The organism is Streptomyces sp. NPDC005438 (assembly GCF_040606315.1).
Taxonomy (GTDB): Bacteria; Actinomycetota; Actinomycetes; order Streptomycetales; family Streptomycetaceae; genus Streptomyces.
Genome location: NZ_JBEXEP010000009.1, coordinates 50,794 through 75,608 on the forward strand (window position 1 = coordinate 50,794; position 24,815 = coordinate 75,608).

The 24,815-nt window shown below is 73.6% G+C and carries 17 protein-coding genes; 6 read left to right on the top strand and 11 right to left on the bottom strand.

The genetic code is table 11. From position 1 onward, the window contains the following. Window positions 1–191 precede the first annotated feature (191 nt). Both ABZT14_RS19465 and ABZT14_RS19470 read right to left on the bottom strand, forming a co-directional pair. Window positions 192–1,001 (bottom strand): alpha/beta hydrolase, encoded by an 810-nt coding sequence (locus ABZT14_RS19465; protein ID WP_356304222.1) that lies wholly within the window; start codon window positions 999–1,001, stop codon window positions 192–194. A 527-nt stretch (window positions 1,002–1,528) separates the two neighbouring features. Next, window positions 1,529–2,518: a nitroreductase family protein gene (locus tag ABZT14_RS19470; RefSeq protein WP_356304225.1), complete on the bottom strand. Its 990-nt coding sequence runs from the start codon at window positions 2,516–2,518 to the stop codon at window positions 1,529–1,531. A gap of 525 nt (window positions 2,519–3,043) precedes the next feature. Between ABZT14_RS19470 and ABZT14_RS19475 the strand changes: the two genes are divergently transcribed. Next, window positions 3,044–3,898, top strand: coding sequence for a universal stress protein (locus ABZT14_RS19475; protein ID WP_356304228.1), 855 nt, complete (start codon window positions 3,044–3,046; stop codon window positions 3,896–3,898). A 54-nt stretch (window positions 3,899–3,952) separates the two neighbouring features. Here the strand turns inward: ABZT14_RS19475 and ABZT14_RS19480 are convergent, their stop codons facing one another. The 4 genes from ABZT14_RS19480 to ABZT14_RS19495 all read right to left on the bottom strand — a co-directional run bounded on the left by ABZT14_RS19480 (window position 3,953) and on the right by ABZT14_RS19495 (window position 10,054). Continuing rightward, complete coding sequence (locus ABZT14_RS19480; RefSeq protein WP_356304231.1) at window positions 3,953–4,147, bottom strand: ferredoxin; 195 nt, start codon at window positions 4,145–4,147, stop codon at window positions 3,953–3,955. Between the two features lie 58 nt (window positions 4,148–4,205). Beyond that, window positions 4,206–5,393, bottom strand: coding sequence for a cytochrome P450 (locus tag ABZT14_RS19485; RefSeq protein WP_356304234.1), 1,188 nt, complete (start codon window positions 5,391–5,393; stop codon window positions 4,206–4,208). Window positions 5,394–6,221: 828 nt separating this feature from the next. Next, a complete protein-coding gene (locus ABZT14_RS19490; RefSeq protein ID WP_356304237.1) occupies window positions 6,222–7,883 on the bottom strand; it encodes an amino acid ABC transporter substrate-binding protein in 1,662 nt (553 codons plus the stop codon). Window positions 7,884–7,888: 5 nt separating this feature from the next. After that, entirely contained in the window at window positions 7,889–10,054 is a 2,166-nt protein-coding gene (locus ABZT14_RS19495; RefSeq protein ID WP_356304240.1) for a hypothetical protein, read from the bottom strand. Window positions 10,055–10,335: 281 nt separating this feature from the next. Between ABZT14_RS19495 and ABZT14_RS19500 the strand changes: the two genes are divergently transcribed. Continuing rightward, window positions 10,336–10,833 (top strand): hemerythrin domain-containing protein, encoded by a 498-nt coding sequence (locus ABZT14_RS19500; RefSeq protein WP_356304243.1) that lies wholly within the window; start codon window positions 10,336–10,338, stop codon window positions 10,831–10,833. A gap of 108 nt (window positions 10,834–10,941) precedes the next feature. Here the strand turns inward: ABZT14_RS19500 and ABZT14_RS19505 are convergent, their stop codons facing one another. The 3 genes from ABZT14_RS19505 to ABZT14_RS19515 all read right to left on the bottom strand — a co-directional run bounded on the left by ABZT14_RS19505 (window position 10,942) and on the right by ABZT14_RS19515 (window position 14,134). After that, the gene (locus tag ABZT14_RS19505; protein ID WP_356304246.1) at window positions 10,942–11,874 is read right to left on the bottom strand and encodes a heme ABC transporter ATP-binding protein; all 933 of its coding nucleotides are present in this window, start codon (window positions 11,872–11,874) and stop codon (window positions 10,942–10,944) included. Next, entirely contained in the window at window positions 11,871–12,881 is a 1,011-nt protein-coding gene (locus ABZT14_RS19510) for an iron ABC transporter permease (protein WP_356304724.1), read from the bottom strand. The genes ABZT14_RS19505 and ABZT14_RS19510 overlap by 4 nt, the downstream gene beginning before the upstream one ends. Window positions 12,882–13,120: 239 nt before the next feature. Further along, complete coding sequence (locus tag ABZT14_RS19515; protein WP_356304249.1) at window positions 13,121–14,134, bottom strand: ABC transporter substrate-binding protein; 1,014 nt, start codon at window positions 14,132–14,134, stop codon at window positions 13,121–13,123. A gap of 192 nt (window positions 14,135–14,326) precedes the next feature. Here ABZT14_RS19515 and ABZT14_RS19520 point away from each other — a divergent pair, with 192 nt between their 5' ends. The 3 genes from ABZT14_RS19520 (at window position 14,327) to ABZT14_RS19530 (ending at window position 19,580) form a co-directional block, all read left to right on the top strand. Next, window positions 14,327–15,799: an HtaA domain-containing protein gene (locus ABZT14_RS19520; protein WP_356304252.1), complete on the top strand. Its 1,473-nt coding sequence runs from the start codon at window positions 14,327–14,329 to the stop codon at window positions 15,797–15,799. A gap of 58 nt (window positions 15,800–15,857) precedes the next feature. Then, window positions 15,858–17,477 carry an HtaA domain-containing protein gene (locus ABZT14_RS19525; protein WP_356304255.1) on the top strand — a complete coding sequence of 540 codons (1,620 nt, stop codon included), beginning with the start codon at window positions 15,858–15,860 and terminating at the stop codon, window positions 17,475–17,477. A gap of 786 nt (window positions 17,478–18,263) precedes the next feature. Beyond that, on the top strand, window positions 18,264–19,580 hold the full coding sequence (locus ABZT14_RS19530) for an MFS transporter (protein WP_356304258.1): 1,317 nt from the start codon (window positions 18,264–18,266) through the stop codon (window positions 19,578–19,580). A gap of 67 nt (window positions 19,581–19,647) precedes the next feature. Here ABZT14_RS19530 and ABZT14_RS19535 read toward each other — a convergent pair whose 3' ends face one another. Beyond that, a complete protein-coding gene (locus ABZT14_RS19535; protein WP_356304261.1) occupies window positions 19,648–21,168 on the bottom strand; it encodes a cryptochrome/photolyase family protein in 1,521 nt (506 codons plus the stop codon). Window positions 21,169–21,755: 587 nt separating this feature from the next. Beyond that, window positions 21,756–22,298: an N-acetyltransferase family protein gene (locus tag ABZT14_RS19540; RefSeq protein WP_356304264.1), complete on the bottom strand. Its 543-nt coding sequence runs from the start codon at window positions 22,296–22,298 to the stop codon at window positions 21,756–21,758. A 384-nt stretch (window positions 22,299–22,682) separates the two neighbouring features. On the opposite strand from ABZT14_RS19540, the gene ABZT14_RS19545 reads away from it, so the two are divergent. Then, window positions 22,683–24,806: an MMPL family transporter gene (locus tag ABZT14_RS19545; RefSeq protein WP_356304267.1), complete on the top strand. Its 2,124-nt coding sequence runs from the start codon at window positions 22,683–22,685 to the stop codon at window positions 24,804–24,806. Window positions 24,807–24,815 lie beyond the last annotated feature (9 nt).

The following is a 24,815-nucleotide window of genomic DNA, read 5'->3' on the forward strand; positions in this document are numbered from 1 at the left end:
GCCGGGGTGTCGGGGGGCGGGCCCGGTCGACGGTCCAGGTGCGTCGGGGCCGTGGGCGGTGGGTTGCTGCTTCGGCCGGCTGCCGTTCCGGCCAACCTGTCCGCCGCCGGGCGGTGTTGGCCGGAACGTCAGCCGGGGGCCCGCCCGCTCGCGGGTTCGCCCTCGGGCGGGTCGGCCGGGGTCCGGTGGGCTCACACGCCCCGTGCGAAGAACTCCAGCAGGACCTTGTTGACCTGGTCGGGGCGCTCCAGGTAGCCGTAGTGCCCGGCGTCCGGGATCTCCACGAAACGGGCGCGCGGTATCGCGTCGGCCACCTCCTGCCCGAGGTACGGGGGCAGGATGAGGTCGTCGGCGAAGGCCATCACCAGACAGGGCGCGGTGATCTTGCGGTAGGCGGCCAGCCGGTTGGTGGTGACGTCGACGTCGAGCTGGGCCCGGTAGCCGGCGACCTGCGAGACCGGGGCGATCTCGAAGATGTCCAGCCAGTCCTGGATCTCCTTGTCCTCCCGCAGCGTCGCGGGGGAGAGGTTCTGAAGGGCGCGCACCGTGGCGGCGTACGGGGGAGGCATGTGCCCCCCGTCGTCGTAGAACCTGCGCTCCGCCCGGGCCATCGCGCGGCGCATCAGGTCGGTTCTGCCCCGGGTGGCCAGCAGGGCGGCCTGGCCGACGATGTCGGGCCGGGCCAGGCAGAGTTCCTGGGTCACGTAGGCGCCGAGCGAGGTGCCGACCACACGGCAGGGTCCCAGGCGGAGGTGGTCGATCAGGCCGGCGGTGTCGGCCACCAGGTCGTCGATGGTGAAGCCCTCGGCGCAGACGTCCGTGGGGGGTATGCCCCGGCTGTTGAAGGTGATCACGCGGTAGCCGGCCTGGACTAACGCCGGGACCTGGTGCATGTGCCAGGAGCGGCCAGCCGCGCCCGAGCCCGCCACCATCACCACCGGAGTGCCCTGACCGGTGTCCTCGTAGCTGAGGTTGATCCCGTTGATGCGTCTGCTTGGCACGGTTGCACTTCTTTCTTCGGGTCTGGATCTCCACGCCCGTCCACCTGGTCGGGCGACTGCCGGTGCAAGAGTGTCAAGGGACCGGTCTCCGCCACCACCCGGCCGGAACGGAACGTAGGGGTGCCGCCCCGCCGCGTACAGGGGCGAGGTCGGACCAGGTGCGCCCCCGCGACTTCTGATGTGTCGTCAGCTGATGGCGCCATCGATGGGTGGCAAACCCAACTACTTGGCGAGAGCGCGGTGGTGAGAGGCCCGCGACTCCTGACGCGGTCAGTGGGAGCGGCCGTCGACCGGCCCGTCGTCACCCGGTGCCGGCCGCCCCCGGGCCGGCCGACGCGACCGCTTCTCCCCGGTGTCGTGTACGGGGTGACTGTGGTCGATCCCACACCGTGAACGCGGCGGGTGTACGGGGCGACAACCCGGTGCGGCGGAAACGCGGGAACGCGCCTCTGACGCCGTGACAGCCCGGCGCCCCCGGCGGGCGTGCCGGGGGCGCGAAGGCCACCGAACGGGGTGCCCGGGGTGGGTCAGGTGAAGTCCAGCACCTCGGAGACGGGGCGTCGGGGGGTGGCCGGTGTGGGCGGACCGTAGCCGAACCGGATGATCATCTGGACGAAGCCCGAGTCGGAGCCGGGGTCGCGGACGATGGGGCGCAGTTCGGGCCACTCCAGGGGCTGGGTCATCAACGAGGTGGCCAGGCCGTCGAGGGTCGCCCGCAGCAGGACCCGTTGCATGGCCTGACCGGCCGTCAACCAGTCCGCCGCGGTGTCCCGTACCGTCCCCAACAGGGCCAGCTGGGGGTGCCGTTCGAAGGGCACCACCTGCCGGTCGGCCATCCTCCGGCCGGGGTCGAAGTCCCGTACCGGTGTGCTGACGCCCTCCTGGCGCGGCCCCAGGGCGTACGCGGGGATGCCTTCGGTGGCCGCCTCCTCCCGGCGGTCCTGGGTACGGGTCCATCTGCGGATCTCCTCGCGCATCGCCTCGTCCACCGCCTCGAAGAGTCGGGAGTCGTGGACGAGGTCCAGTACGAAGTCGGCGTGCCAGGCGTCCGGCAGGGCCAGCCGGCAACCCTCCTCGACGGCCGCCTGGCGGAGCCCTTCGAGCACCGGGGTCGGGACCCGCTTCTCGGAGAAGGGGAAGCGGTTGGTGTGCCGCCGCCGTAGGGCCCACCGCAGCTGGGCCAGTTCGGGGTCCGGGCCGAGGGCGGGGCCCAGGTGTATCCGTGCCAGGTGCCAGGGGTCGGTGGGATCGGGCAGTAGGTGGACCTCGGCGCGCAGGCCGGCGTGGGCGGCGGCGACCCGCAGGCTGAACAGGCAGGCGCCGCAACCGAGGTGGAGCGCGCGGCGGTCGGGGTCACCGGACGGCAGGGCGCGGGCCGGGTCCCCGTACAGCTCCAGGGTGCCGGTGTCCGCGCGGTGGACGAACCGCCAGGGCTGGGCGTTGTGCATGGAGGGGGCGGTGACGGCGTCCTCCACCAGGGAGGCCACCAGTGTGCGGGGCAGGGTGTCGAGGTCCATGGTGCGTCCTGTTCGGAAGAGCGCCACCAGGCCGGTGGGCGCGGTGGGTGGGTCGGGCCGGGGAGGGGACGGGCACCGCCGTACGGCCGGCCCCGCACGGCGGTGCTCCGTCGGCGGGGTCGGGCGCGTTCGCCGTCCCCCGCCCGGCCCGGCGAATTCGAGGGGCTCTCGCCGGTGGCGCCGTCCGCCGTACGCCCCTGAGGCTCACCCTGCCGCGCGGTACCGCCCAGGCGAAGGGCCGAAGGTCCCACCCGCCGAAGCCGACCGGCCCGGAACCCCGCGCCCTGGGGTGGGGGACCTTCGGCCCCCGGCCCTACCCCCGTCAGCCCTGCCCCGGGCCGGACCCCGGGGGCGAGGGTGGTGGTGGGAGCGGCGCCGGTGGACCTTCCCGGAAGCCGGTGGACCTTCCCGGAAGCCGGTGGACCTTCCCGGCATGGGAGCGGCGCTCCGTGGCACCCGTGCCGTCCGTACCCCGGGCCACCGAACCCATGACCCCCGGACACCACCCTGGACCAGGAGCACACCATGTCGAGTACCACCAGCCACGGCGACATCGTCGTCGGCGTCGACCCCGCCAGGAACTGGCGCCCCGCTCTGGGCTGGGCGGCCGAGGAGGCCCGGCTGCGCGGGCGGGGGCTGCGCCTCGTGGTCGCGGTGCCCCAGCAGCACCAGGAACAGCGGGCCACCCGGCACACGGTGCGGGTCGAGACGGCCACCGACGCCCTGCGCACGGCCGTCGGCTGGTTGCAGGACCACCGGCCCGAGGTCCGCGCCACCCCGGCCGTCCTGCACGGGTTCCCCTCGGCGGTCCTGGCGGGACTGTCCCGTGGGGCGAGCCTGATCGTGCTCGGCTCGCGGAGGTTGAGCCGTACCGAGGAGTTCCTCAGCGCCGGCTCCCTGGTGGTACCGGTCACCGCGCAGTCGTACTGCCCGGTCGCGGTGGTCAACGACACCGAGACGGCCGAGGGGAAGGACCGCCACCTCGTGGTGGGGGTGGACGGCAGCGAGACCTCGCTGGTGGCGGTGGGGCTGGCCTACGAGGAGGCGGAACTGCGGGGCTGCGCGCTCCGGGTGGTCGCCGTGTGGCAGCCGCCGGTCTTCTCCACGCGCGCCGGGGCCGGCGCCTCGTTCGAGACGGCGCGCAGGTCGCTGTCCGAGAGCACCGCCGGCTGGGGCGAGAAGTACCCGGAGGTACGGGTCAGCCACGAGGTCCTCGTCGGCGCCCCGGTGGAGGTGCTGGCGGAGGTGGCCGAGGGGGCGGGAGCCCTGGTGGTGGGCCGACGCGGGCAGGGCGGCTACTCCGGTATGCGGGTCGGCTCCGTCGTACGGGGGCTGCTCCACCGGGCCACCTGCCCGGTGATCACGGTTCCCCCGGCGTAGGGGTGGGTCGGGGTGGGTCCGGCCGGTCCGCCGGACCCACCCCGGGGTCAAGGGTCAGGAGCCGTCGACCTCGATCGCCTGTACGGGGCAGGCCTGGGCGGCCTCGGACACCACCGGCTTCTCGCCGTCCAGCTCGTGCCCCGGCAGGACCTCGCTGACCCCCTCGTCGTCCTGGGTGAAGACGTCCGGCGCGGTGAAGGCACACATGCCCGAGCCCACACACCGGTTCCGGTCCACCTGGATGCGCATGTTGGTCCTCTCGTCGGTCCGCTCGTCCGCCCCGCGCGCACCCGGTCGCGCGGGGGTCTCACCAGGTGACGGGCAACTCCACCATTCCCTGGATGGTGTCGCCCGGTTTGAAGGGGATCTCCTCGGCCGGCCGGGCCAGGCGCAGCCCCGGGAAGCGGGTGAGTAACGAGCGCAGGGCGATGTCCAACTCGGTGCGGGCGAGGTTCTGGCCGAGGCACTGGTGGACGCCGAAGCCGAACGCCAGATGGTGCCGCGCGGGCCGGTGCCAGTCGAGCCGTTCGGCCTCGGGATAGGTGTCGCCGTCCCGGTTGATGAGGGAGGTGGAGAACACCACGCCCTCCCCGGCCCGGATGGTGGTGCCGCCCACCTCGATGTCCTCGGTGGCCACGCGTTGGAGGCCCTCGGCGATGGACAGCACGCGCAGCAGTTCCTCCACCGCCGAGGGGATCAGTGTCGGGTCGGCGCGCAGCTCGGCCAGGCGCTCGGGGTGCCGGAGGAGGGTGAAGGTGCCCAGCGAGATCATGTTGGCGGTGGTCTCGTGGCCGGCGATCAGCAGGATGGTGGCGAGGCTGACCAGCTCCTCCCGGTCGGGGGAACCGTTCTCGTCCTGGCGGGAGAGGAGGTCGTCGAGCAGGCCGTCGCCCGGCTCCCGTTGTTTGCGGTCGATCAGGTCGTAGAGGTAGGCGTCCAGGGCGTCGCGCGCCTCCTCGACGTCGCGGGCGCCGGGGCCGCGCAGCAGTCGGCGGGACTGCTCCTCGAAGAAGTCGTGGTCGGCGTAGGGCACGCCGAGCAGGGCGCAGATGACCATGGACGGTACGGGCAGCGCGAACGCCCGCACCAGTTCCGCCGGCGGCCCGGCCTCGACCATGGCGTCCAGTAGGTGGTCGACGGTCTCCTGGATGCGGGGGCGCAGCGCGGCGATCCGTTTGACGGAGAAGCTGGAGATGAGCATCCGCCGCTGGGTGTTGTGCTCGGGGTCGTCGACGCCGAGCAGGGCGATCCGCCGTCGACGGGACTTCGCCAGCCGTTCGGTCACCATCGGGAATCCGGGGGTGTTCCGGTTGGTGGACAGCCGGGGGTCGCTGAGCAGTGCGCGGGCCTCCTGGTGTCCGGTCACCGCCCAGACCTGTCGGCCGTCGTAGAGGGTGATCCGGTTCAGCGGGCCGCCGTCGCGCATCGGCGCGTAGCCCTGTGGCGGGTGGTAGGGGCAGGTGCGGTCCTGGGGAAAGGCGACTGCTTCCGTCACGGCGGTGCTCCCGGGCTCGGGTTCCGTTACCGGACCCAATTGGATGCCTCAGGCGACTATCTCGTCCACGGGAAGATCAGCCAGATCGCCCCGGCCGGAACCAGGCGAACCTTCACTCCGGTGAACCTGACAGGCGGTGACCGGCCCCAGATCAGACGTGACCCCGCAGAGCGGACACCCCGCTCGTACCGTGCGATTCCCGTCCGAGAGGGGGCTACGGTCGGGGCCGGATCGCGCTCTGGCGCCAACGCCCCGAGTGCCCTCCCCGCATCCCCCACTGGGGGCCTTCCGGGGGTGCTCCCCGCCCCACCCCGCCTACCGGAACGGCTTACGGGGCGCGGGGCACGGCCGGTGGGGCGGTCGGGGGCGAGAGTCGGGGCGAGCCCGCGAACGGGCCCGAGGGTAACGGTGCCCTGATCCGGGGGGTGCCGGGGTCACTCGTGGCGCCGGCACGACTGGGTGCTGCCGGGCGCTGGTCGGGGGTGTCGGGTGCTCAACTTCTGTGGCGGCCCCGGTGGTTGAGCGGGGGGTTGGTGGGCGTCGGTGGTGTGGGGTCGCCTCGTGGGCCTCGTCCGGGGTGGGTGCTGGGGTCGGTGGTGTCGCGGTGCGCGGGGTGTCGGCGCGGTCGGGACGGGGTTCCGCTCCGATGGTGGCGGGTGCTCAACTCCCCTCGGGGCGGGGGTGGTTGCCCCTCTGGGGTGGTGGGCGCCGGTGGGGGCCCGTTCGGGGCGTCGGCCTCAGGTGGCGGGGTCCCGGTGCCCGAGTCGCGTCCGGGACCGGCCAGTTGCTCCCCCCCGGTTGGTGGCCCCCGGGGGATGACGGTGGCCGTCAGTCCGTACGGCTGGGGATCAGGCAGTTCCTGGGCTGCTCCTTTCCGGTGGGCCAGCCCAACCCCACGAACCGCAGTTTGCCGAGGCCCTCGCGACCGGGGTCCAGCTTGACCACCGCGACCGGCTTGTCGTACGGGTTGCCGACGTTGGTGAGGCAGATCAGCCCGCTGGTGCCGCGTACCCGGTGGCGGGACTGGAGCAGCGACCACTGGTTCTTGATGTCCCTGAGGTGCGGCGCCATTCTGGCGTCCTCTCCCTGTGCCTGGTGCAGCGCCTTGCTGATGGTCAGCATCCCGTCGTAGACCAGCATGGTGCGGGAGTCGTCCAACTGCGGCCGGGCGCCGATGTCCACGCCCTCCTGGCGGGTGGTGGCGATCCGCTTCCTGAGGGTCTCCAGTGCTGTGGCGGGCTCGGTGAGGTACTGGGGGAGTTGTCTGGTGGAGGGCTGCTGGCCGTCGTGCTTCTTCGCCCACCGCTTCTTCCAGTCGGCGAGTTCCGTCTTCCACGCGTCCGGGTGCGCGGGTGCGGAGTACTGCACCGTCACCTTCGCCCTGCCGTCCGCGCGCAGGGTCTCCCAGTCCTTCTCCGACATGGACTGCCGCAGGGAGGCGGCATCCGAACCGCTGACGATGGTGTAGTGCCGGTTCTTGCAGTCCACCTGGGCGAGCTTGAGGGCGAAGATCCGCAGGTGGAGGGTACGGCCCGCGAAGTAGACGGTGTCGGCCTCGGAGTCGCAGATGTTGTTGGCGATCTTGTCGAACTGGTTGCCCGTGGTGCCCGGGTCGTCGATGGAGGGGGACTCGAAGGACATCGGTGCCGGCCCGGGCGGCCCCTCCTCCTCGATGCCGCTGAAGGCCTCGGCCATGGTGTTGTTGTAGCCGTCCTTCCGTTCGTCGGTGACCAGCACCGTCCGGCGGTCCTCCCGGCCCCGTTCCCCGCTGAAGTGGGCCAGGGCCCGTACCGCTTCACTGTTGACGGGGATGATGCGGGCCAGCCCGGGGAACTTCCGGTCGCCGACGGACGCCGTACCGTTCTCGGGCTCCTCGTTCGCGATCCGGTCCCCGCTGATCCGGGAGGCGAGTACCGGCACCTGGTGCTCGGTCAGTCGTCGTACCGCTGCCTCGGTCTCGTCGAGGCTCAGGTTGAGGCCGGTCACGGCACGCAGGCGGTCCCGGGACGAGTCGGCCATGCGCAGCAGGGTGTCCACGACCTTCCCCTGGTGCTGGTAGCCACGCCCCGGGTTGGCGAGGACCAGCCGGATCTTCGGGGGTTCGCCCTCACTGTCGTTGGCCTGCCGCTGCCCGAGGTAGGCGCCCTGGAGGTCGCTGCGCATCTGCCGGCGAAGGGCACGGTCCCGGCCGCTGTCGGTGTCGGCCTGGAGCGGCAGCATCAGGGCGACGGTGACGTGGGGTCGGCCGGCGACCCGCTTGTTCTCCCGCTCGATGGCCCGTGCCACGTCGCTGATCTCGGGCGTACCGAAGTCGTAGCCCTCGCCGTTGACGCCCACGCACTGGTCGCCGACCCGTTCGACGCCGTCCGCGCAGGTGTCCGGCCGGAGGAACAGGAACGTCAGGAGCCAGACGCCGGCCGCGACCGTGGTCACGGCCAGCAGGGCGTACAGGTATCTCCGCCATCGGGGCAGCACTCGCCACCAACGCATACCGGCTATCTCCTTCGCGTTCGCGCGAGCTGTTCGGTGCACGCGCAGCGCAGCAGGGGCTGCTCGTGAGCCGCCAGGCCGCTCCAGTGGGTCGCGGTCCTCCTGAGCTGTCCCGCCCCGTCGAACTCCATGATCGACAGCAGGTTCAGCAGGTCGCTCAACGTGTTCGACGTCTCCCGCCGGGTCGGGCGGGTGCGCTCCTCGCACAGCCACACCGCGTGGAGCAGCTGGTCCACGGTGCGCCGTAGCGGCGAGCCCTCGACCTCCACCAACCCCTGGGCGCGTTCACGTCGGGCGTCCGCGCCACCGGGGTACGGGGCCTGGGCGATCTCCAGCAGTTCGGCGCACCACTGCTGGGGGCGCCCGGGGAGGGTGGCCGTCAGGTGGCGGACCACGTCGTCGGTGCCGCCGGACACCAGGTGGTGGTTCATCCGGTGGGCCTCGACCGACCGGAAGGCCCGCCCGTGCGGTGCGTCGGGGGACTCGTGGGCGCGACGCGCGTAGTGGTCGCGCAGCAGGTGGTGGTCGGCGCACCAGGCGCCGGCGTCCGGCTCCAGCCGGTACAGGCGGTGCAGCAGCAGTTGCCGCAGCCCGAAGTCGCCGATGAAGTGCCGTTCGCAGTGGGGCCAGCCGGCGTCGGTGAGCAGCTCGGACACCTGGTGTGCCGTCAACCGGTGGACCCGGCCGGCCTGGTGGTGCCCCAGCAGGACGTCCGCGCACTCCTCGTCGTGCGCCACCGACAGGTGGGTGAGCAGGTCCAGCCACTGGTCCCGGTGGGCGGGCGGCAGGGTCACCGGCAGCTGGTCCAGGACCAGCCCCTGGAGCAGTACGTCCACCACCGGCCGGTCCGAGGCGCCCTCCCCGGGGAGCCGTGCCGGGGCGTTCAGTACGTCCCGGTCGTTGGCGTCGGTGGCCATCCGCAGCGCGGTGACGCTGGCGGCCAGCAGGGTCACCGTGTACGGGCGGCCACCGCTGAGCCGGGCGACGGCGGCGTCCACGCGGCGACGGTTCGCGCCCCCCTCCCGTTCGGCCCGGATCTGCCGGCGTTCGGTCTCCCGCCGTACCTGGTCGGCGGTGAGGAAGGGCATCCGCAACAGCAGTACCCCGTCCGCCAGTTGGGCCTCCTCGGCGTCCTCCCCGGTGCGGCGTGACCACTGCGGGGGGCCGCCGTCGGCGGGGTGGAACTCGGCCGGAGGCACGGCCTCCTCCGGGGGCAGCCCGCCGTGCAGGAAGGCCCCGCCGTCGGCGCGGCGCGCCGTGCCCACGACCACCACCCGATCGCGTTGCCCGTCCCGGCGGTCGGTGAGCACCGACCGCAGCAGCCGTTCTCCCAGCGGCTGTTCGGCGCGGTCCAGCAGCAGCCCCGGGCGGCCGACCCGGCGCAGCCAGCCGGACACCGAGGAGTACCCGGCCTCCAGGTCCTCGCGCAGGGCCCGGAAGAGGAAGCCCTCGGCCAACTCCCGTTCCTCGCCGCCGGACTGGAAGTCGGCGGCCAGGTTCCGCAGCCCCTCGCCCGGCTGGTTGGCCGCTCCCGGGTAGGCGCCGTAGAGCCGCTCCAGTGCGCCTCTGCCACGGGGGGCGAGGCCGGTGAACAGGGCGTCCAGCAGCGCGTCGCTCACGGCGGCGGGGACCGGGTCGAGTTGCTGCGCGTCCAGCAGGTTGCGGATGGAGCCACGGATCACGTTCTCCCAGAAGCCGCCGAGGAACGGGCCCCGACGTCGCCGCTGGGGCAGCTCCTCGTACCGTTCGGCCTCGGTGGTCACGGCTTCCGGGTTGCCCTCGCCGGCCGCCGTGGCGATGACCGCGAGGCCGGTGAACAGGCGGGGGAAGGTGAAGGGGCCGCCGGCGCCCTGCCAGGCCCGCAGTCGCTGGGCGATCTCGAAGAGGGCTTCGGTGGTGGTCGAGCGGGCGTCCGGTTCGGAGTCGGCGCGGTCGGCGTACACCGGGGAGCCGCAGTCCAGGTAGATCACCGGGACCCTGGCCGCGTGGCGGTCGCGTACCGCGCGGAGCAGCCGGCCCTTGCCCATGCCGGGCCCGCCGGTGAGCAGCACCACGGGGAGGTCGTCGCCGTAGAGCAGTTCGCGGTCGCCGCCCGGCGCGGGGTTCCAGAGCAGCTGCGCGAAGAAGCCCCCGTCGTCGAGGAGCTTCTCGAAACCCAGTTCATCGCCCACGCGAGTCCCCCATACCGGTCGTCCGCCCCGTCACGGGTGACCAAGGTGCACAGAAGGTTAGTGGAACGAACCCGTCGTGCAGGGTGAATAACCAAGAACGCCAAGGGAGTTGACGAACGGTCAGGTCAGGTCGTCGCGCGGTTTCCCGGGCGGTCGACACGGGTCGGCGCCGGTGGGTACCGTGCCGGGAGCGTCGCGTGCCGGTGGCAGACCGTGTCAGGCATGGAGGCGCCGAAGTCGAAGGAGTACGACGGTGAACACGTCGTTCCCTTCGCCCTCAGATGGCTGAGGGCGAGAAGGCCAGGCTGACGGCCTGGAGTCACGAGATGCGGTCGGTGCACCAGCGGTTGCGTGAGGCGCTGCGGGTCACCCGGGCCGCCCTGGAAGCGGGCCAGAACCCCGAGGCCCCCGAGGACTCGGCACAGGTCGAACACCCGGTGCGCGACCTCCTGTTGTTCTGCCACGGGTTCTGTGCCGCGTTGACCGGACACCACGAGGGGGAGGACCGGCTGCTGTTCCCCGCGACGGCCGCCGCCCACCCGGAACTGCGGGAGACCCTGCGGTACCTGGAGCAGGACCACTCGATGATCGCCCACCTGCTGGCCGGACTGCGGGCCGCCGTGGACCGGGCCGCCTCGCCGGCCGAACTCGACCAGCACCTGGAGGGGATCGCCGCGATCATGGAGAGCCACTTCCGCTACGAGGAGCGGCAGCTGCTCACCGTGCTGGAGTCGCTCGAACTCGACGCGGACCCCGAGGACGTCCTGGGGCCGCTGTGAGGACCCGGGCCACCGCCCTGCCCGCCGCCGACGGGCGCGGGCCTCGGGGGCCGAACCGCTCACCCCCGTGGAACGGTTCGGCCCGGCGCCGGACGGCGCGGCGCCACCTCACCCGGGCCGGGCGTCCTCCGCCCGGTCCCGTACCGGCAGCACCAGGCGCGCCCCGGTGCGCGGGTGCCGGACGACCTCGACCGGGTGCTGGTAGACGCGGGAGAGCACCCCGGGGTCCAGCACCTCCCCGGGCGGGCCCGCCACGGTGAGGCGGCCCGCGTCCAGCAGCGCCACCCGGTGGGCGTAGGCGGCGGCCAGCGCCAGGTCGTGCAGGACGACCGCGACCGCGTCGCCCTCGGTCGCGCGTTCCCGGCACAGCCGCAACACCAGCTCCTGGTGCCGCAGGTCCAGGGCGGCCGTCGGCTCGTCCAGCAGCAGCACCGGTGTGCGCTGGGCGAGCACCCGGGCGAGCGCGACCCGGGCGGCCTCGCCCCCGGACAGCGAGGAGAAGGGGCGGGCCGCGAAGTCCGCGACCTCGGTGGCCGCCATCGCCTCGGCGACGGCGGCCTCGTCGTCGTCCTCCCGTACGGTGCCGGACCAGGGCGCGCGGCCCATCCGTACCACCTCCTCCACGGTGAACGGGAAGGCCAGGGTGGCGGTCTGGGGCAGTACGGCCCGGCGGGTGGCCAGCTCGCGGGCGGTCCACTCCCCGGCGGGGCGCCCGGCGACGTGCACGCTTCCCCCGTTCACGGGGGTGTCTGCGGCGAGCGCGGCCAGCAACGTGGACTTCCCCGCGCCGTTCGGTCCGACCAGGGCCAGGACCTCGCCGGGTACGAGGGTGAGGTCCACCCCGTCCAGTACGGCGCGGCCTCCGAGTCGTACCGTCGCCCCGCGCGCCTCGGCCGCCGGGGTGCCGGGCGGCAGCGCGGTGTCGGTCAGCGCGTCCTCGCTCAGCCCGCCGCGCCGACGGCGCGCGGAGAGCGGGGACAGGGAGGCCAGCAGCCGGGTCACGGCGGTGCCCTTTCGGTCCGGGAGGAGGCGCGAGGTCATGCCCAACCACCCTGTCGGCGCCGGGTCCTGCGGAGCAGCCAGAAGAAGAACGGGCTGCCCAACAGGGCGGTGAGGACACCCAGGGGGAGTTCGGCGGGCTGGGCGACGGTGCGGGCGCACAGGTCGGCGGCGAGGAGGACCACGGCGCCGCCCAGCGCGCTGCCCGGTACCAGGAAGCGGTGTCCCGGTCCGGCCGCCATCCGCAGCAGGTGCGGCACCAGCAGTCCCACGAAGGTGATGATGCCGGCCACCGCGACGGCCGCCGCCGTCAGCAGTGCGACGACCAGCACCAAGGCGATCCGCAGCCGTTCGATGTCCACGCCGAGGTGGCGCGCGGACCGTTCGCCCAGGGACAGCAGGTCCAGCTTGCGGGCGTAGAACGGCGCGAGGAACAGCCCCAGCAGGGTGCAGGGGAGGACCGCGAGCACCTTGGGCCAGGTCGCCTGGGCGAGCGAGCCCAGTTGCCAGAAGGTGATCTGGGAGATCTGCGCGTTGTCGGCGAAGAAGATGAACAGGCCGATCAGGGCACCGGCGAAGGCGTTGACGGCGATGCCGGTGAGGATCAGCGTCACCACCTCGGTACGCCCGCCGGAGCGGGAAAGCGCGTACACCAGCAGGACGGTGGCGAGCCCGGACACGAAGGCGCAGGCGGTGACCGTCCAGTTGTCCAGGAAGGTGAGGCCGAAGGCGATGGAGGCCACGGCGCCCACCGCCGCCCCGGAGGAGATGCCGATGACACCGGGTTCGGCCAGCGGGTTGCCGAACACGCCCTGCATCAGGGCTCCGGCGCAGCCCAGGGAGGCGCCGACCAGCAGGGCGAGGACGACGCGGGGCAGCCGTACGTTCCACAGCACGCTCTCGGCGACCCGGTCCAACGGTCCGCCGCCCACCCCGAGGCGATGCGCCAGCGAGCCGAGGACGTCGCCGACGGGGATCTCGTACGCCCCGATCCCGGCGGACAGCAGGCCCAGCACCACCAGCGCGGCGACGAGTCCGAAGGTCAGCAGGGCGGCGACGCTGCGCCGGGTAGACGGGGGGAGCCGTTCGGCCGCGCCGGGACGCGCGGTGCGGTGCGACGCGGTGCCCGGCGAACCCGGGCCGGGGGCGGGGGACTTGGTGAGCGTGGGGGAGGGGAGGTCCGACCCCGGGGCCCGGGAGGTGGGGCGGGCACCCTCCTCCCCGGCAGGTTCCGTGCCGTGTGCCGAGCCGGTCCCGGTGCCGCCCCGGCCGGGGCGCGGTGGCGCGCTCACTCGGCTCCGCCCCGGTGGATCTGCCGGGCGAGGTCCTTGAGCACCTTGTCCGTACGGGGGCCGTAGTTGAGGAGTACGCCGTCGTCGATGCTGGCGATGCGGCGATCCTGCCCGGCGGGGGTCTCGGCGATGCCGGGGATCTTGAGGAGTCCGTCCACCCCGTCGACGGACTCCAGTCCCTTGGACATCACCAGGATGACGTCGGGCGCGGCCTTGGCGAGGGCCTCGCTGGTGATGGCGGTGAAGTCCTTCCTGATGCCGGACTCCTCGCCCGCGTCGACGCCGCCCGCCGCCTCGATCAGCGAGGTCGCGCCGGACCGGGCGCCGCCGAGGAGGTAGACGGAGGCGGAGCCGCGCAGGTAGAGGAAGGCGACCCGGGGTCGGTCGCCGTTGTCGGGGAGCTTGTCGCGTACCGCGTCCACGCGACGGTCGGTGCGGGTACGCAGCCGCTCACCGGCGTCCTTCACCCCCAGCGCCTTGGCCACCCCGGCGATACGGGTTCCCACGTCGTCCAGGTCCTGGGCGGGCGGCAGGACGACCAGGGGGATGCCGGCCTCGCGGATCTGGTCCACGGCCTCCTCGGGGCCGGTGGTGGACTCCGCGAGTACCAGGGAGGGCTTGAGGGACAGCACGCTCTCCGCGGACACGTCGTGCGCGCGGGTGACCACGGGAAGCTTCCTGGCCTGCGCGAAGGTGGCGGTGATGTCGCGGGCCACGACCCGGTCGCCGAGGCCGAGGCTGTAGACGATCTCGGACAGGGAGCCGGAGAGGGGTACGACGCGCTTGGTGTCCCGCACCGTGACCCGGTGCCCGTCGGCGGAGGTGACGCGGGCCGGGAGGCGGGGTTCGGGCGGGGGGCCGCCGAGCGGTTCGGCACGGTCGACGGTGGTGTGGGTGCCCGGCTTCCCGCCCGTGCCGTGGTCCCCGTCGGAGCCGCCGCAGCCGGTGAGGGTGAGTACCAGGGCGAGTGCGGCGGCGAAGGCCCCGAGAACGCGGGGTCGTTGATGCACTGGTGAGCCTTTCGCGTGGAGTGCCGGAAGCGGGGGTGTTTCCCGTCGAGCCGTGGATACTTTAGGTTAGCCTTACCTAATGTCGCTAGTCCCGGTTGTCCCGTGCTGTCCCCGCCCGGCCCCAACCGGCCGCCCACCCGCCCCGGGTGACGGCCGCTCAGTGCCGCGCCCGCTGTGACTGGAGTAGCCCCGATGCCGTACCTCAGACGTCTGCCGCGTCGCCTCGCCGTCGTGGCGCTGGCCGCACTGCCACTGGGGGTGCTCCCCGCGCTCCCGGCGTACCCGGCGTACGCGGCCCCGGCCGGCACCGTCGCCGCGAAGCAGGGCGAACGTACGGTCTCGGGCGGACGTCTGGACTGGGGCTTCAAGTCCTCCTTCCAGAGCTACGTCACCGGCCCGATAGCCAAGGGGAGTTGGACCCTCAACGGAGGCGCCTCGACGGTGGGCGAGAACCAGTTCCGCTTCCACTCCGCCAGCGGCGGCTACACCCCGAGCAGCGGAGCCTTCCACGCCGCCTTCCAGGGCGGCGTCCGCTTCGTGGGACACAGGAAGTCCGACGGCACCTACGAGATGGACCTCACCGTCAGCCGCCCGAGCCTCCGCGTCAACGGCGGCTCCGGCACCCTGTACGCGGACATCCGCAGCAAGGCCAAGGGCAGCGGCCGGATGTCCCAGCGCAACCAGGTGCCGCTCGCCTCGCTCAACCTGTCCGGGGTGAACATGCGCGGCGGCGGCAGCCCCGTCGCCCTCACCGGCGTTCCCGCCACGCTCACGGCCGAGGGCGCCAAGTCCTTCGCCGGCTACTACAAGGCCGGCACCCCCCTCGACCCGGTCAGCCTCTCCGTCGACGTCACGGCGGGGTCCGGGAAGACGGACGGGCCCAAGGGCTCCGACGGCGGGAAGAAGTCCGACGGGAAGGACACGAAGAAGAAGGCCAGGAAGGCGGGCCGCATCGAGGACGCCGCCGTGGACTGGGGCGTACGCCGCACCTTCCGCGAGTACGTCACCGGCGACATCGCCCAGGGCAGGTGGCGGCTGACCGACGGCGCCCGGAACGGCGGAGCCCTCTTCCGCTTCGGCCGGGGCGAGGGGAAGTACGACCTCGACGAGGGTTCCCTCCGCGCCGACTTCGCCGGCACGGTCCGGTTCACCGGCAAGGACCTCGACCTCACCCTGTCGAAGGTCGCGGTACGCGTCGAGGAGGGCAAGGGCACCCTTCTGGCCGACGTACGCGGCGACGGCGGGACCAGGAAGAAGCAGCCACTGGTGACCTTCGCCGCCACCAGGCCCCAACTCAGGCCCGACGACAGGGGGCTGGTCACCCTCACCGAGGCCCCCGCCACACTCACCGCCCAGGGGGCGAAGGCGTTCGGCGGCATGTACCCCAAGGGCACCGCCATGGACCCCGTCTCCCTGGCCGTCACCCTGAACGACCGGGCGGAACTCCCCCCGCTCCCCGACCTCGGTAGTGACTCCGACGACTCCGACCCCTCCGCGCGGAAGCAGACGAAGGCCCAGGACGCGGAGCGCACCGAGAAGGCCTCCGAGTCCTCCACCTCGGCCACGCCCTGGATCGCGGGGGGAGCCGGAGCGCTCGTCCTGCTCGCCGCCGCGGTCACCACCGTCCTCGTCCGCAGAAGGCGCGGCACCCCCTCAGCCGACTGAACCGGCGTCCGCCCCGCACCTCCACCGTCCCGCCCCGAAGAGGAGAGAACACCGCATCATGACCGTCAACTCCCGTACCGCCCAGGCCCGTTCGCGTGGACGCGTCCTCGCGTTGAGCGCCGCCACGGCCACCGTGCTGGCCGCCACCGCCCTCGCCCTGCCCGCGTACGCCGCGACCGGGGCCACCCCCCAGACGGCGACCGCCCACAAGAAGGCCGCCGCGCCCATCACCCTCACCGACGGCACCCTGGACTGGGGCATCAAGAAGTCCTTCCGCGACTACCTCACCGGCCCGATAGCGGGCGGCAAGATCACGGTCGCCGACGGGGCCAAGACCAACGAGGACGGCTCCTTCCAGTTCACCGACGGCAAGGGCACGTACGACCTGGACACCCACGCCGTCTCCACCGCCTTCCAGGGCAGCGTGCACCTCTACGGCCACCACGGCGCCATCGACATCAAGCTCTCCGACTTCAAGCTCACCACCGAGGGCACGAAGGGCGCGCTGTCGGCCGACGTCGAGACCGGCACCGGCGAGGCCAAGGGGGCGAAGGCGCCCCAGGCCAAGGAGGTCAAGCAGGACGTCGAACTGGCCGCCCTGGACCTGACGGACGTCACACCGGGCAACGGCGAGGACGGCGACATGACCTTCGCCGACATCCCCGCCACCCTGACCGCCGACGGCGCCAGCACCTTCGAGGGCTACTACCAGGAGGGGGAGAAGCTCGACGCCGCGACCCTCAAGGTCCGTACCGAGAACGGCGGTTCGGGCGACAACGGAGGCTCAGAGGGCACCGGCACCTCCGGCGGCTCCGGGAGTACGGGCGGCTCCGGGGACGGCGGTACGGACGGCGGCGGCAAGGGCGGTACCAGCACCGGCGGCGAGAGCGGCACCGAGAAGCCGGCCGCCGGCACCATCGTCGACGGCAACCTCGACTGGGGCGTCAAGGAGTCCTTCCGCAAGTACGTCACCGGCCCCATCGCCAACGGCAAGGTGGACCTCTCCGACGGCGCCAAGTCCACCAGCGACGGCTACCGCTTCCCCAAGGCCAGCGGCGACGCCGACTCCGGCGCCCTGAACGCCTCCTTCGAGGGTGGCGTCCGCTTCCTCGGCCACAAGGAGGGCGACTCCTACAGCCTCGACCTCACCTTCTCCAAGCTGCGGGTGAAGGCCGAGGGCACCAAGGGCACCCTGGTCTCCGACGTACGCAGCAAGGACCGGGAGAGCGGCGAGGTCACCACCCACAAGGCCCTCGCCGTCGCCAACCTCAAGCTGGAGGCGGGCGCCCTGGACCCGGTCAAGGACGTCATCACCGTCAAGAAGGCCCCGGCCACCCTCACCGCCAAGGGCGCCGAGGCGTTCGGCGGCTTCTACCAGGAGGGCGAGAAGCTCGACCCGGTCACCGCGGCCGTCTCCCTCGACGAGAACGCCTCCCTCCCCGGGGCGGACCCGGGTGACGACGGCGACGGTGGCGCCGGCGGCAACGGCCCGTCCGCCAACACCGTCGGGGGCGGGGGCGACGTCGGGGGTACGGGCGGCAACGGCAGGCTCGCCTCCACCGGTGCCGGCCTGCCCTCCGGTTCGCTGCTCGGCGGCGCCGCGCTGCTCGCCGCACTGGGCGGCGGCGCCGTCTACGCCGCGCAGCGCCGCAACCGGGGTACCGCCGAGGAGCGCTGAGGAGCGCTGACCCACGGCTCGCGGGGTGAGGGCTGACCGCCCGTCACCCCGCCCAGGCCGTCCCGCCCGGGCTCCCGGCGCCCGGGCGGGACACCGGCCGGCCCTCTCCACGGAAGGGCCGGCCTTCGGCGTACCCGCCCTCGCCCGGGTGCCCGGGCCGCAGGTGCCGGAGCACGGCGGCCACCCGCCCGGGCCGAGCCCCGGTGGGCGCGGCGACCCCGCCCGCCGGCCTTCCCGGTACGGGCCGCCGTCGGGCTGGCGGAAGCCACTGGTCCGGGTGAGGTCACCAGGGCCGGTGCCCCCGGGGCGAGGGTCGGACGACGACCCGGTGTCGGGAGGTCAGCTCGGCGGGGCCGACGCGGTCGCGAACCCCTCGCGGGCGCGCGGAACCTCACCGGGGAAGGGCGCGGTACCGGCCGGGAGGGCCCTTCGGCCACGGCCGGGAGGTTGGCCTTCCGCCGGGCCCAGGTCGGGCCGGCCCGTGGGGCGTTCACCTGCGCCGCCCCAGTACGGGGCGGGTGGTGTCCGAGATCACAGACGCCGCCGTGGTGAGCCCGGAGTGCCCCCGCGACGTGCGGTACCGCCAGCTCGGTACGCCCTTCACCGTCCACGTCCGGTGGTGGCACCGCCCCGGTCACGGTCGCGCCAGCGAACATCGGTTTGCTGCGCCGGGAAGGGGTGTCGTAGCCTGCCGACGTCCTTCGTGCATCTACCTGGCAGCGCGTCCCGACCGGGACGCCCCAAGGCGGCACCGAAACCGTGTGCGCTCCAGGAGGTGCCTTTTCCATGTCCGACGCCCGTGCCGCTTCCGCCCCCTCGCCGGCCCGACAGGTGATCGACGCGGCGGGACCGTCCTACTTCCCGCTCGCCCTGGTCGCCCGCTTCCCCTACGCCATGATGGTCGTGGGCGTGCTCTCCCTGGTCGTCGCCGCACGGGGTTCGCTGGCCCTCGGCGGGGCCACCTCGGCCGCCGTCGGACTGGGTACCGCCCTGTTCGGCCCCCTCATCGGGGCGGCGGCCGACCGCCACGGTCAGCGCCGGGTCCTGCTGCTGACCGGAGTCCTCAGCGCCGCCATGCTGGCGGCCATGACCTGGGTCGTGGCCTCGCCCCTGCCGGGGAGCGCCGTCCTGGCCGTCGCCTTCGGGATCGGCGCGACCACGCCCCAGGTGCCGCCGATGTCGCGGAGCCGTCTGGTCGGCCTGATCACCCGACGGCTGCCGTCCTCGTCCCGGATGCGAGCCATGAACGGGGCGATGGCGTACGAGTCGGCCGTGGACGAGGTCACCTTCGTGTTCGGACCGATGATCGTCGGCATCCTGGCCGCCACCCTCGGCGCGGCGGCCCCGGTCGTGGGCGCGGCCGTCCTCACCCTGGTCGCGGTGGGCGCCTTCGCGCTGCACCCCAGTGCGCGCGCCGCCGACGCCCCGGCGTCGATCGAGCCCGAGGTGGGGTCGGTCCGTGACCTGTTCCGTCCCGCCATGGTGATCGCCCTGGCCGGGGTGCTCGGTGTCGGCTGCCTGTTCGGCTCCGTACTGACCTCGCTCACCGCGCTCATGGACGAGTCGGGGCGTGCCGAACAGGCCGGGCTGGTGTACGGCGTGATGGGCGTGGGGTCGGCCGCCCTCGCTCTGCTGACGGGCTCCTTCTCCCCCCGGTTCGCGCTGCGTTGGCGGTGGCTGGCCTTCGCCGGGGTCGCGGTCGGCGGAGCGGTGGCCCTGCCGCTGGCCGGCTCCCTGCCCGCCGTGGTGGGCGCCCTGCTGGTGCTCGGCGTGGGCATCGGACCCGTACTCGTCACCCTCTACAGCGTGCTCGCCCAGGAGGCGCCCCGAGGGCGTACGGCCACCACCATGGCCATGGCCAGCACCGGGATCGTCGTCGGCCAGTCCGCCGCCTCCGCGCTGACCGGGCAGCTGGCGCAGAGTCACGGTACGGGCGCGGCCTCGCTGACCCCTCTGGCGGCGATCCTCATCACCGCCGGCGCCGGCCTCGCCTACGCGCTCACGTCGCCCCGACCGGGCGGCGTCAAGGTCACCTCCGCCGCCCTCACTCCCCACCCGGCCACGGAGGGCGGGGCACGCAGGGAGAGCACCCTCCACTCCTGAGCGCCGACCGGGCCGTTCCCCGGAGGGCGACCCGGTCGCGGTAGCTCCCGAGGTGGCCGCCCCGCCGTCAGGGTGGGGACTGGCCCCGGGACCGGTGGCGCTCCAGCAACTCCTCCAGGTCGGACAACCGGTCCAGCCCCTTCACGGCGCGGGCCATGCGGTGGTTGCCCTCCAGGCGCCGACGGTGCCGGTGGAGGAAGGCCCAGTAGCCCGTGGTGTAGGGGCAGGCGTGCTCGCCCGTACGCTCGGTCGGCCGGTAGGCGCAGGGGCGGCACAGGTCGCTCATGCCCCGGATGTAGGAGCCGCCCGAGGTGTAGGGCTTGGTCGTCATCCGGCCCCCGTCGGCGTACTGCGACATCCCGACGACGTTCGGCAGCATCACCCAGTCGTAGCCGTCGACGAAGCAGCGGTGGAACCAGTCGGTGACCGCCTCGGGGTCCCAGCCGTCCTGGAGCGCCCGGCTGCCCAGCACCATGAGCCGGGGGATGTGGTGGGTCCAACCGGTGTCGCGCACCTGGGCCAGGGTGGTGGCCAGGCACCGTGCGGTGACCGCCTCGGCGTCCAACTCCCGGAACCAGTCGGGGAGTTGCCTGCGGTGTCGTAGCACGTTGCGGTGCCGGTAGCTCTCCCCGAAGTACCAGTACAGGTGCCAGACGTACTCCCGCCAGCCGGCGACCTGGCGTACGAACCCCTCCACGCTGTTGAGCGGCGCCCCGCCCTCGCGCCAGGCCGACTCGGCCCGCTCCGCGCACTCGGCGGGGTGCAGCAGTCCCAGGTTGAGGGGAACGGACAGCAGACTGTGGCTCATCCAGGGGTCGCCGGCCAGCATCGCGTCCTCGTACCGCCCGAAGTCCGCCAACCGGTGCCCCACGAACCGGTTCAGCGCGGCCAACGCCTCCCGACGGGTCGCCGGAAACAGCCGGGGACCGTCCCGCCCGACGAAGGACGCGGTGCCGTCCGCCTCCCAGCGGTCCAGGTCACGCCGGACCTCCTGGTCGATCTCGTCCTCCTCGGGCCACCAGGGCTCCGGTACGTCGAGGGCGGTGGCTCCGCGCGGCGGGGGTTCGCGGTTGTCGTGGTCGAGGTTCCAGCGGCCCCCGGCCGGGGAGTCGCCCTCCATCAACAGGTCGTGGGTGCGGCGCACCCGACGGTAGAAGTCCTCCAACCGGAGCCGGTCACCGCCCCGTTCCTCCGCCCAGGAGGCGAACTCCCCGTGGGAGACCAGGAATCCCCTGGCGGGCAGCACCGTGACCCGGTCCAGCGAGTCGACCAGCCGGAGGGCGGCCCGTGAGGTCGGGTGGCAGACGGTCACCTCCCGGTGGCCGACCGCCTTCCGCAGCCCCTCGCGGTAGGTACGCGCCCGTACGTACCGCACCCGGTCCCCGAGTTCGGCCGCGCGGTGCCGCATCGCGGAGAGCACCAGGTGCGCCTTGGCACGGTGGAACCTGCGCCGGGCGAAGACCGAGGACGCCTCGACCATGACCAGGGGCGCGCCCCGGTCCGGCCCGTCGCCGCGCGGATCGATGAACGTGGGCCCGAGTTGGTCGCCGAACAGCCAGTGCGGACGGGGAGTGGCGCGCGGGGTCACGAGGCGGCACCTGGCGCCGTCGTCGCCCGGGACCGCCGGCTGGCCGTGCCGCGACCGGACCGCGACGCGGCCGTGGACGACGGTACGGTCCCGGTCCCGCCCGGGGGCGGCGACGGCGCCCGGCCACGGGGACACCGGTCGGCCGCTCGCCGACCGGACCGGGCCCGAGGAGGCGTGCGGGGCACGCCGGTTCCCGTACCGCGCGGCGGGGGGACGGCGGCCCCTCGGTCGGGGGCGGTGGCCTCGGCACCGGGACACGGCGGCCCCGGTTCTGACGGTGCGGTGTGCGCGGTACCCATGCGCCCAGGCTCAACTCGCGCCCGTCCGGCCGCCACCCGCCATGCCGTGCCGGGCGGCGACTTCCGCCGTCCGGTGCCGTCGGGCGGGCCGACCTCGGGGCCGGGGTCACCGGCAGTGCTGGGCCGGGTGGTACGAGGCGCCGCACGAAGTGCCGTACGAGGGGCCGTACGAAGGGGCCCCGCTTCAAGTGCCTCGGGTGTCGGCCCGAGCCGGGGCGGCGCCCCACGGGCGTGGGCGCCCCCGGGGGCATGGCGGCTGCGGGGCCGAGCAGGGCCGCGCCCCGCCGGTCACCGACCCGGGGCCGGGCCCTCGTCGCCGCGCGGCTCCAGTGTCCGTTGCATCAGCACGGTGTCGATCCAGCGGTCGTGCTTGTGCCCGACGGCGGCCAGCCGGCCCACGTCACGGAACCCGAAGCGGCGGTGCAGCGCGACCGAGGTCCCGGTACCGGTGTCGGCGATGACGGCGATCACCTGCCGTACGCCGGTCCGGGCGCAGGCGGTCAACAGGGTCTGGAGCAGGGTGCTGCCCAGGCCCTGGCCGGTACGGCCGGGGGAGAGGTAGACCGTGTCCTCGACGGTGTACCGGTACGCGGGCTTGGGGCGCCACGGGCTCGCGTAGGCGTATCCCACGACCTCGCCGGACAACTCGGCGACCAGAAAGGGCAGTTCCCGCGCGGTGAGGTCGTCGAACCGCCGGTGCCAGGCGGCCAGTGGCGGAGGGGTCTCCTCGAAGGTGACGACGCTGTGGCGGACGTAGTGCGTGAAGATCCCGGCCACGGCCTCCAGGTCGGCCGGGACCGCCGGGCGGATCACTGCCTCGGTGGCTGCCACGACGGCGAGTGTAGGCCGGCCGGACGGACCCGGCCGGCCTGTGTGTGTGGGGGCGGTCGGCGTGGACGGGCGGTCACCTCGCCCACGTCGCGCTCCGCTCGGTGCGCCGACGGAGCGGCGCCCCGGGGGCGCTCCCGCGTGGACGGCGCGGGCCGACCTCCGCGCCCCTTGGCCGGGTGCCGTACCAGGGCGGTCGCCGATGGAGCACGTACGATCGGCCTCCCCGCGAGGGGCTGCTCGCTCGGTACGGCGCTTGCCGTGGACGGACCGGCCGGGGGTACGGGGCGAACCGTGGTCGTCGTCCCGCGCGGCACCGCGTCGACTCCCACCGCGCGCTGACCACCCCTCAGAACCCGGACGACAGAACCAGGCCTGGAGAACCCGATGCCCCTCGTACGGAACCGGTCCCGCTGGCTGATCCCCCTGGCACTGCTGGTGGTGTGGCTCGGCGTGGGCGGTGTGCTGGGCCCGTACGCCGGGAAGCTGGGGGAGGTCTCCACCAACGACCAGGCCGCCTTCCTTCCCCGGAGCGCCGAGTCCACCCGGGTCAGCGAACTGCAACGGGCCTTCGAGAAGGGCGAGTCGGTGCCGGCCGTCGTGGTCTGGGTGGCCGACGAGGGCACCGTCGGTTCCGCCCGGCGCACCGAGGCCACCCGCTCCCTGCGCGACCTCGCCGGGGTGCCCGGCACCACCGGCCGGGTGACACCCGCCCTCCCCTCCCGGGACGGCCGGGCGCTCCAGGCCGTCGTCCAGCTGCGGGCGGACGCCCAGGACGACTACCCCACCGCGCTCGCCGCGATCAGGAAGGCCGCCGAACGGGTCCCGGGCACCTCGGTGGAACTCGCCGGCCCCGCGGTGGTGCAGGCCGACCTGTCCGACGCGTTCGCCGGTATCGACGGCATCCTGCTGGGCGTCGCCCTGGGAGTGGTCCTGCTCATCCTGCTGCTGGTCTACCGCAGCGTGCTGCTCCCGCTGGTGGTCATCCTCGGTTCGGTCTTCGCGCTGGGGCTGGCCTGCGCGGTGGTGTACGCGCTCGCCGAGCGGGGCCACGTCCGGGTCGACGGGCAGGTGCAGGGCATCCTGTCGATCCTGGTGATCGGTGCCGCGACCGACTACGCGCTGCTGCTGACCGCCCGGTTCCGTGAGGAACTCGCCGTCCACGGCGACCGGTTCGAGGCCGGGCGGGCGGCGGTGCGCCGCTCCGTCGGAGCGATCACGGCCAGTGCCGCCACCGTGGCCCTGGGCCTGCTGGCGCTGCTGCTCAGCGACCTCACCAACAACCGTGCCCTCGGCCCCGTCGGCGCCGTGGGCATCGTCTGCGCCGCGCTGAGCGCCCTGACCTTCCTGCCCGCCGTACTGGTCCTCCTGGGCCGGGCCGCGTACTGGCCGGCGAGGACCTCCGCCCCGTCCGGCACGACGTCGCGCGACGACGGTGGACGTGGCGCGGCGCGGCCGGAGGGGGAGGTGCCCGGCTCTGGGGTGTGGCGGAAGGTGGCGGCCCTGGTGGACGCGGCGCCACGGCGGGTGTGGGCCGCCGCCCTGGTGTTGCTGTTCGCCTGCGCGGCCTTCTCCCCGACGCTGTCCGCGAAGGGGGTGCCCCTGGACGAACTCTTCGTACGGGACACCCCGTCGCTGGCCGGACAGCGGGCGCTCGGCGCGCACTTCCCCGGAGGGTCGGGCAACCCCACGGTCGTACTGGCCCAGCGGGCCCACGCCGAGCGGACCCTCCAGGTGGCCCGCGCCACCGAGGGCGTCGCCTCGGCCGCGTACGTGGGGCGTGCCGGCCGCCCCGGTGGGGGCGAACCCCGGGTGGTGGACGGACGGGTGCGGATCGACGTCACCCTCCGGGACAGCGCCGACAGTGACGGGGCGAAGAACACGGTGGTCCGGCTACGGGAGCGGACGCACGACATCCGGGGAGCGGACGCCCTGGTCGGCGGCTACACGGCCCAGCAGTACGACACCCAGCGCACCGCCGCGCACGACCGCGCGGTGATCGCGCCGACGGTGCTGCTGGTGATCCTGGCCGTCCTCGTTCCGCTGCTGCGGTCCTTGGTGGCCCCCGTGCTGCTGGTGCTGACGGTCGCCCTCAACTACGCGGCCACCCTGGGCGTCGCGTCGCTGGTGTTCGTCCACCTCTTCGGCCTCACCGGCAGCGACGCCTCGGTACCGCTCTACGGCTTCGTGTTCCTGGTCGCCCTGGGCGTGGACTACAACATCTTCCTGATGACCCGGGTCCGTGAGGAGGCCCTGTCGTACGGCACCCGGGCCGGCACCCTCCGAGGGCTCACCGCCACGGGCGGGGTGATCACCTCGGCGGGGGTGGTGCTGGCCGCGACTTTCGCGGCGCTGTACGTCATCCCGCTGGCCTTCCTCGCGCAGATCGCCTTCATCGTGTCCTTCGGGGTACTGCTGGACACCCTGGTGGTGCGGTCGCTGCTGGTACCCGCCCTGGTGCGGTCCCTGGGCCCCGTCGTGTGGTGGCCCTCGCGGCGCGTCGGCCCCTGACCCCGGGCG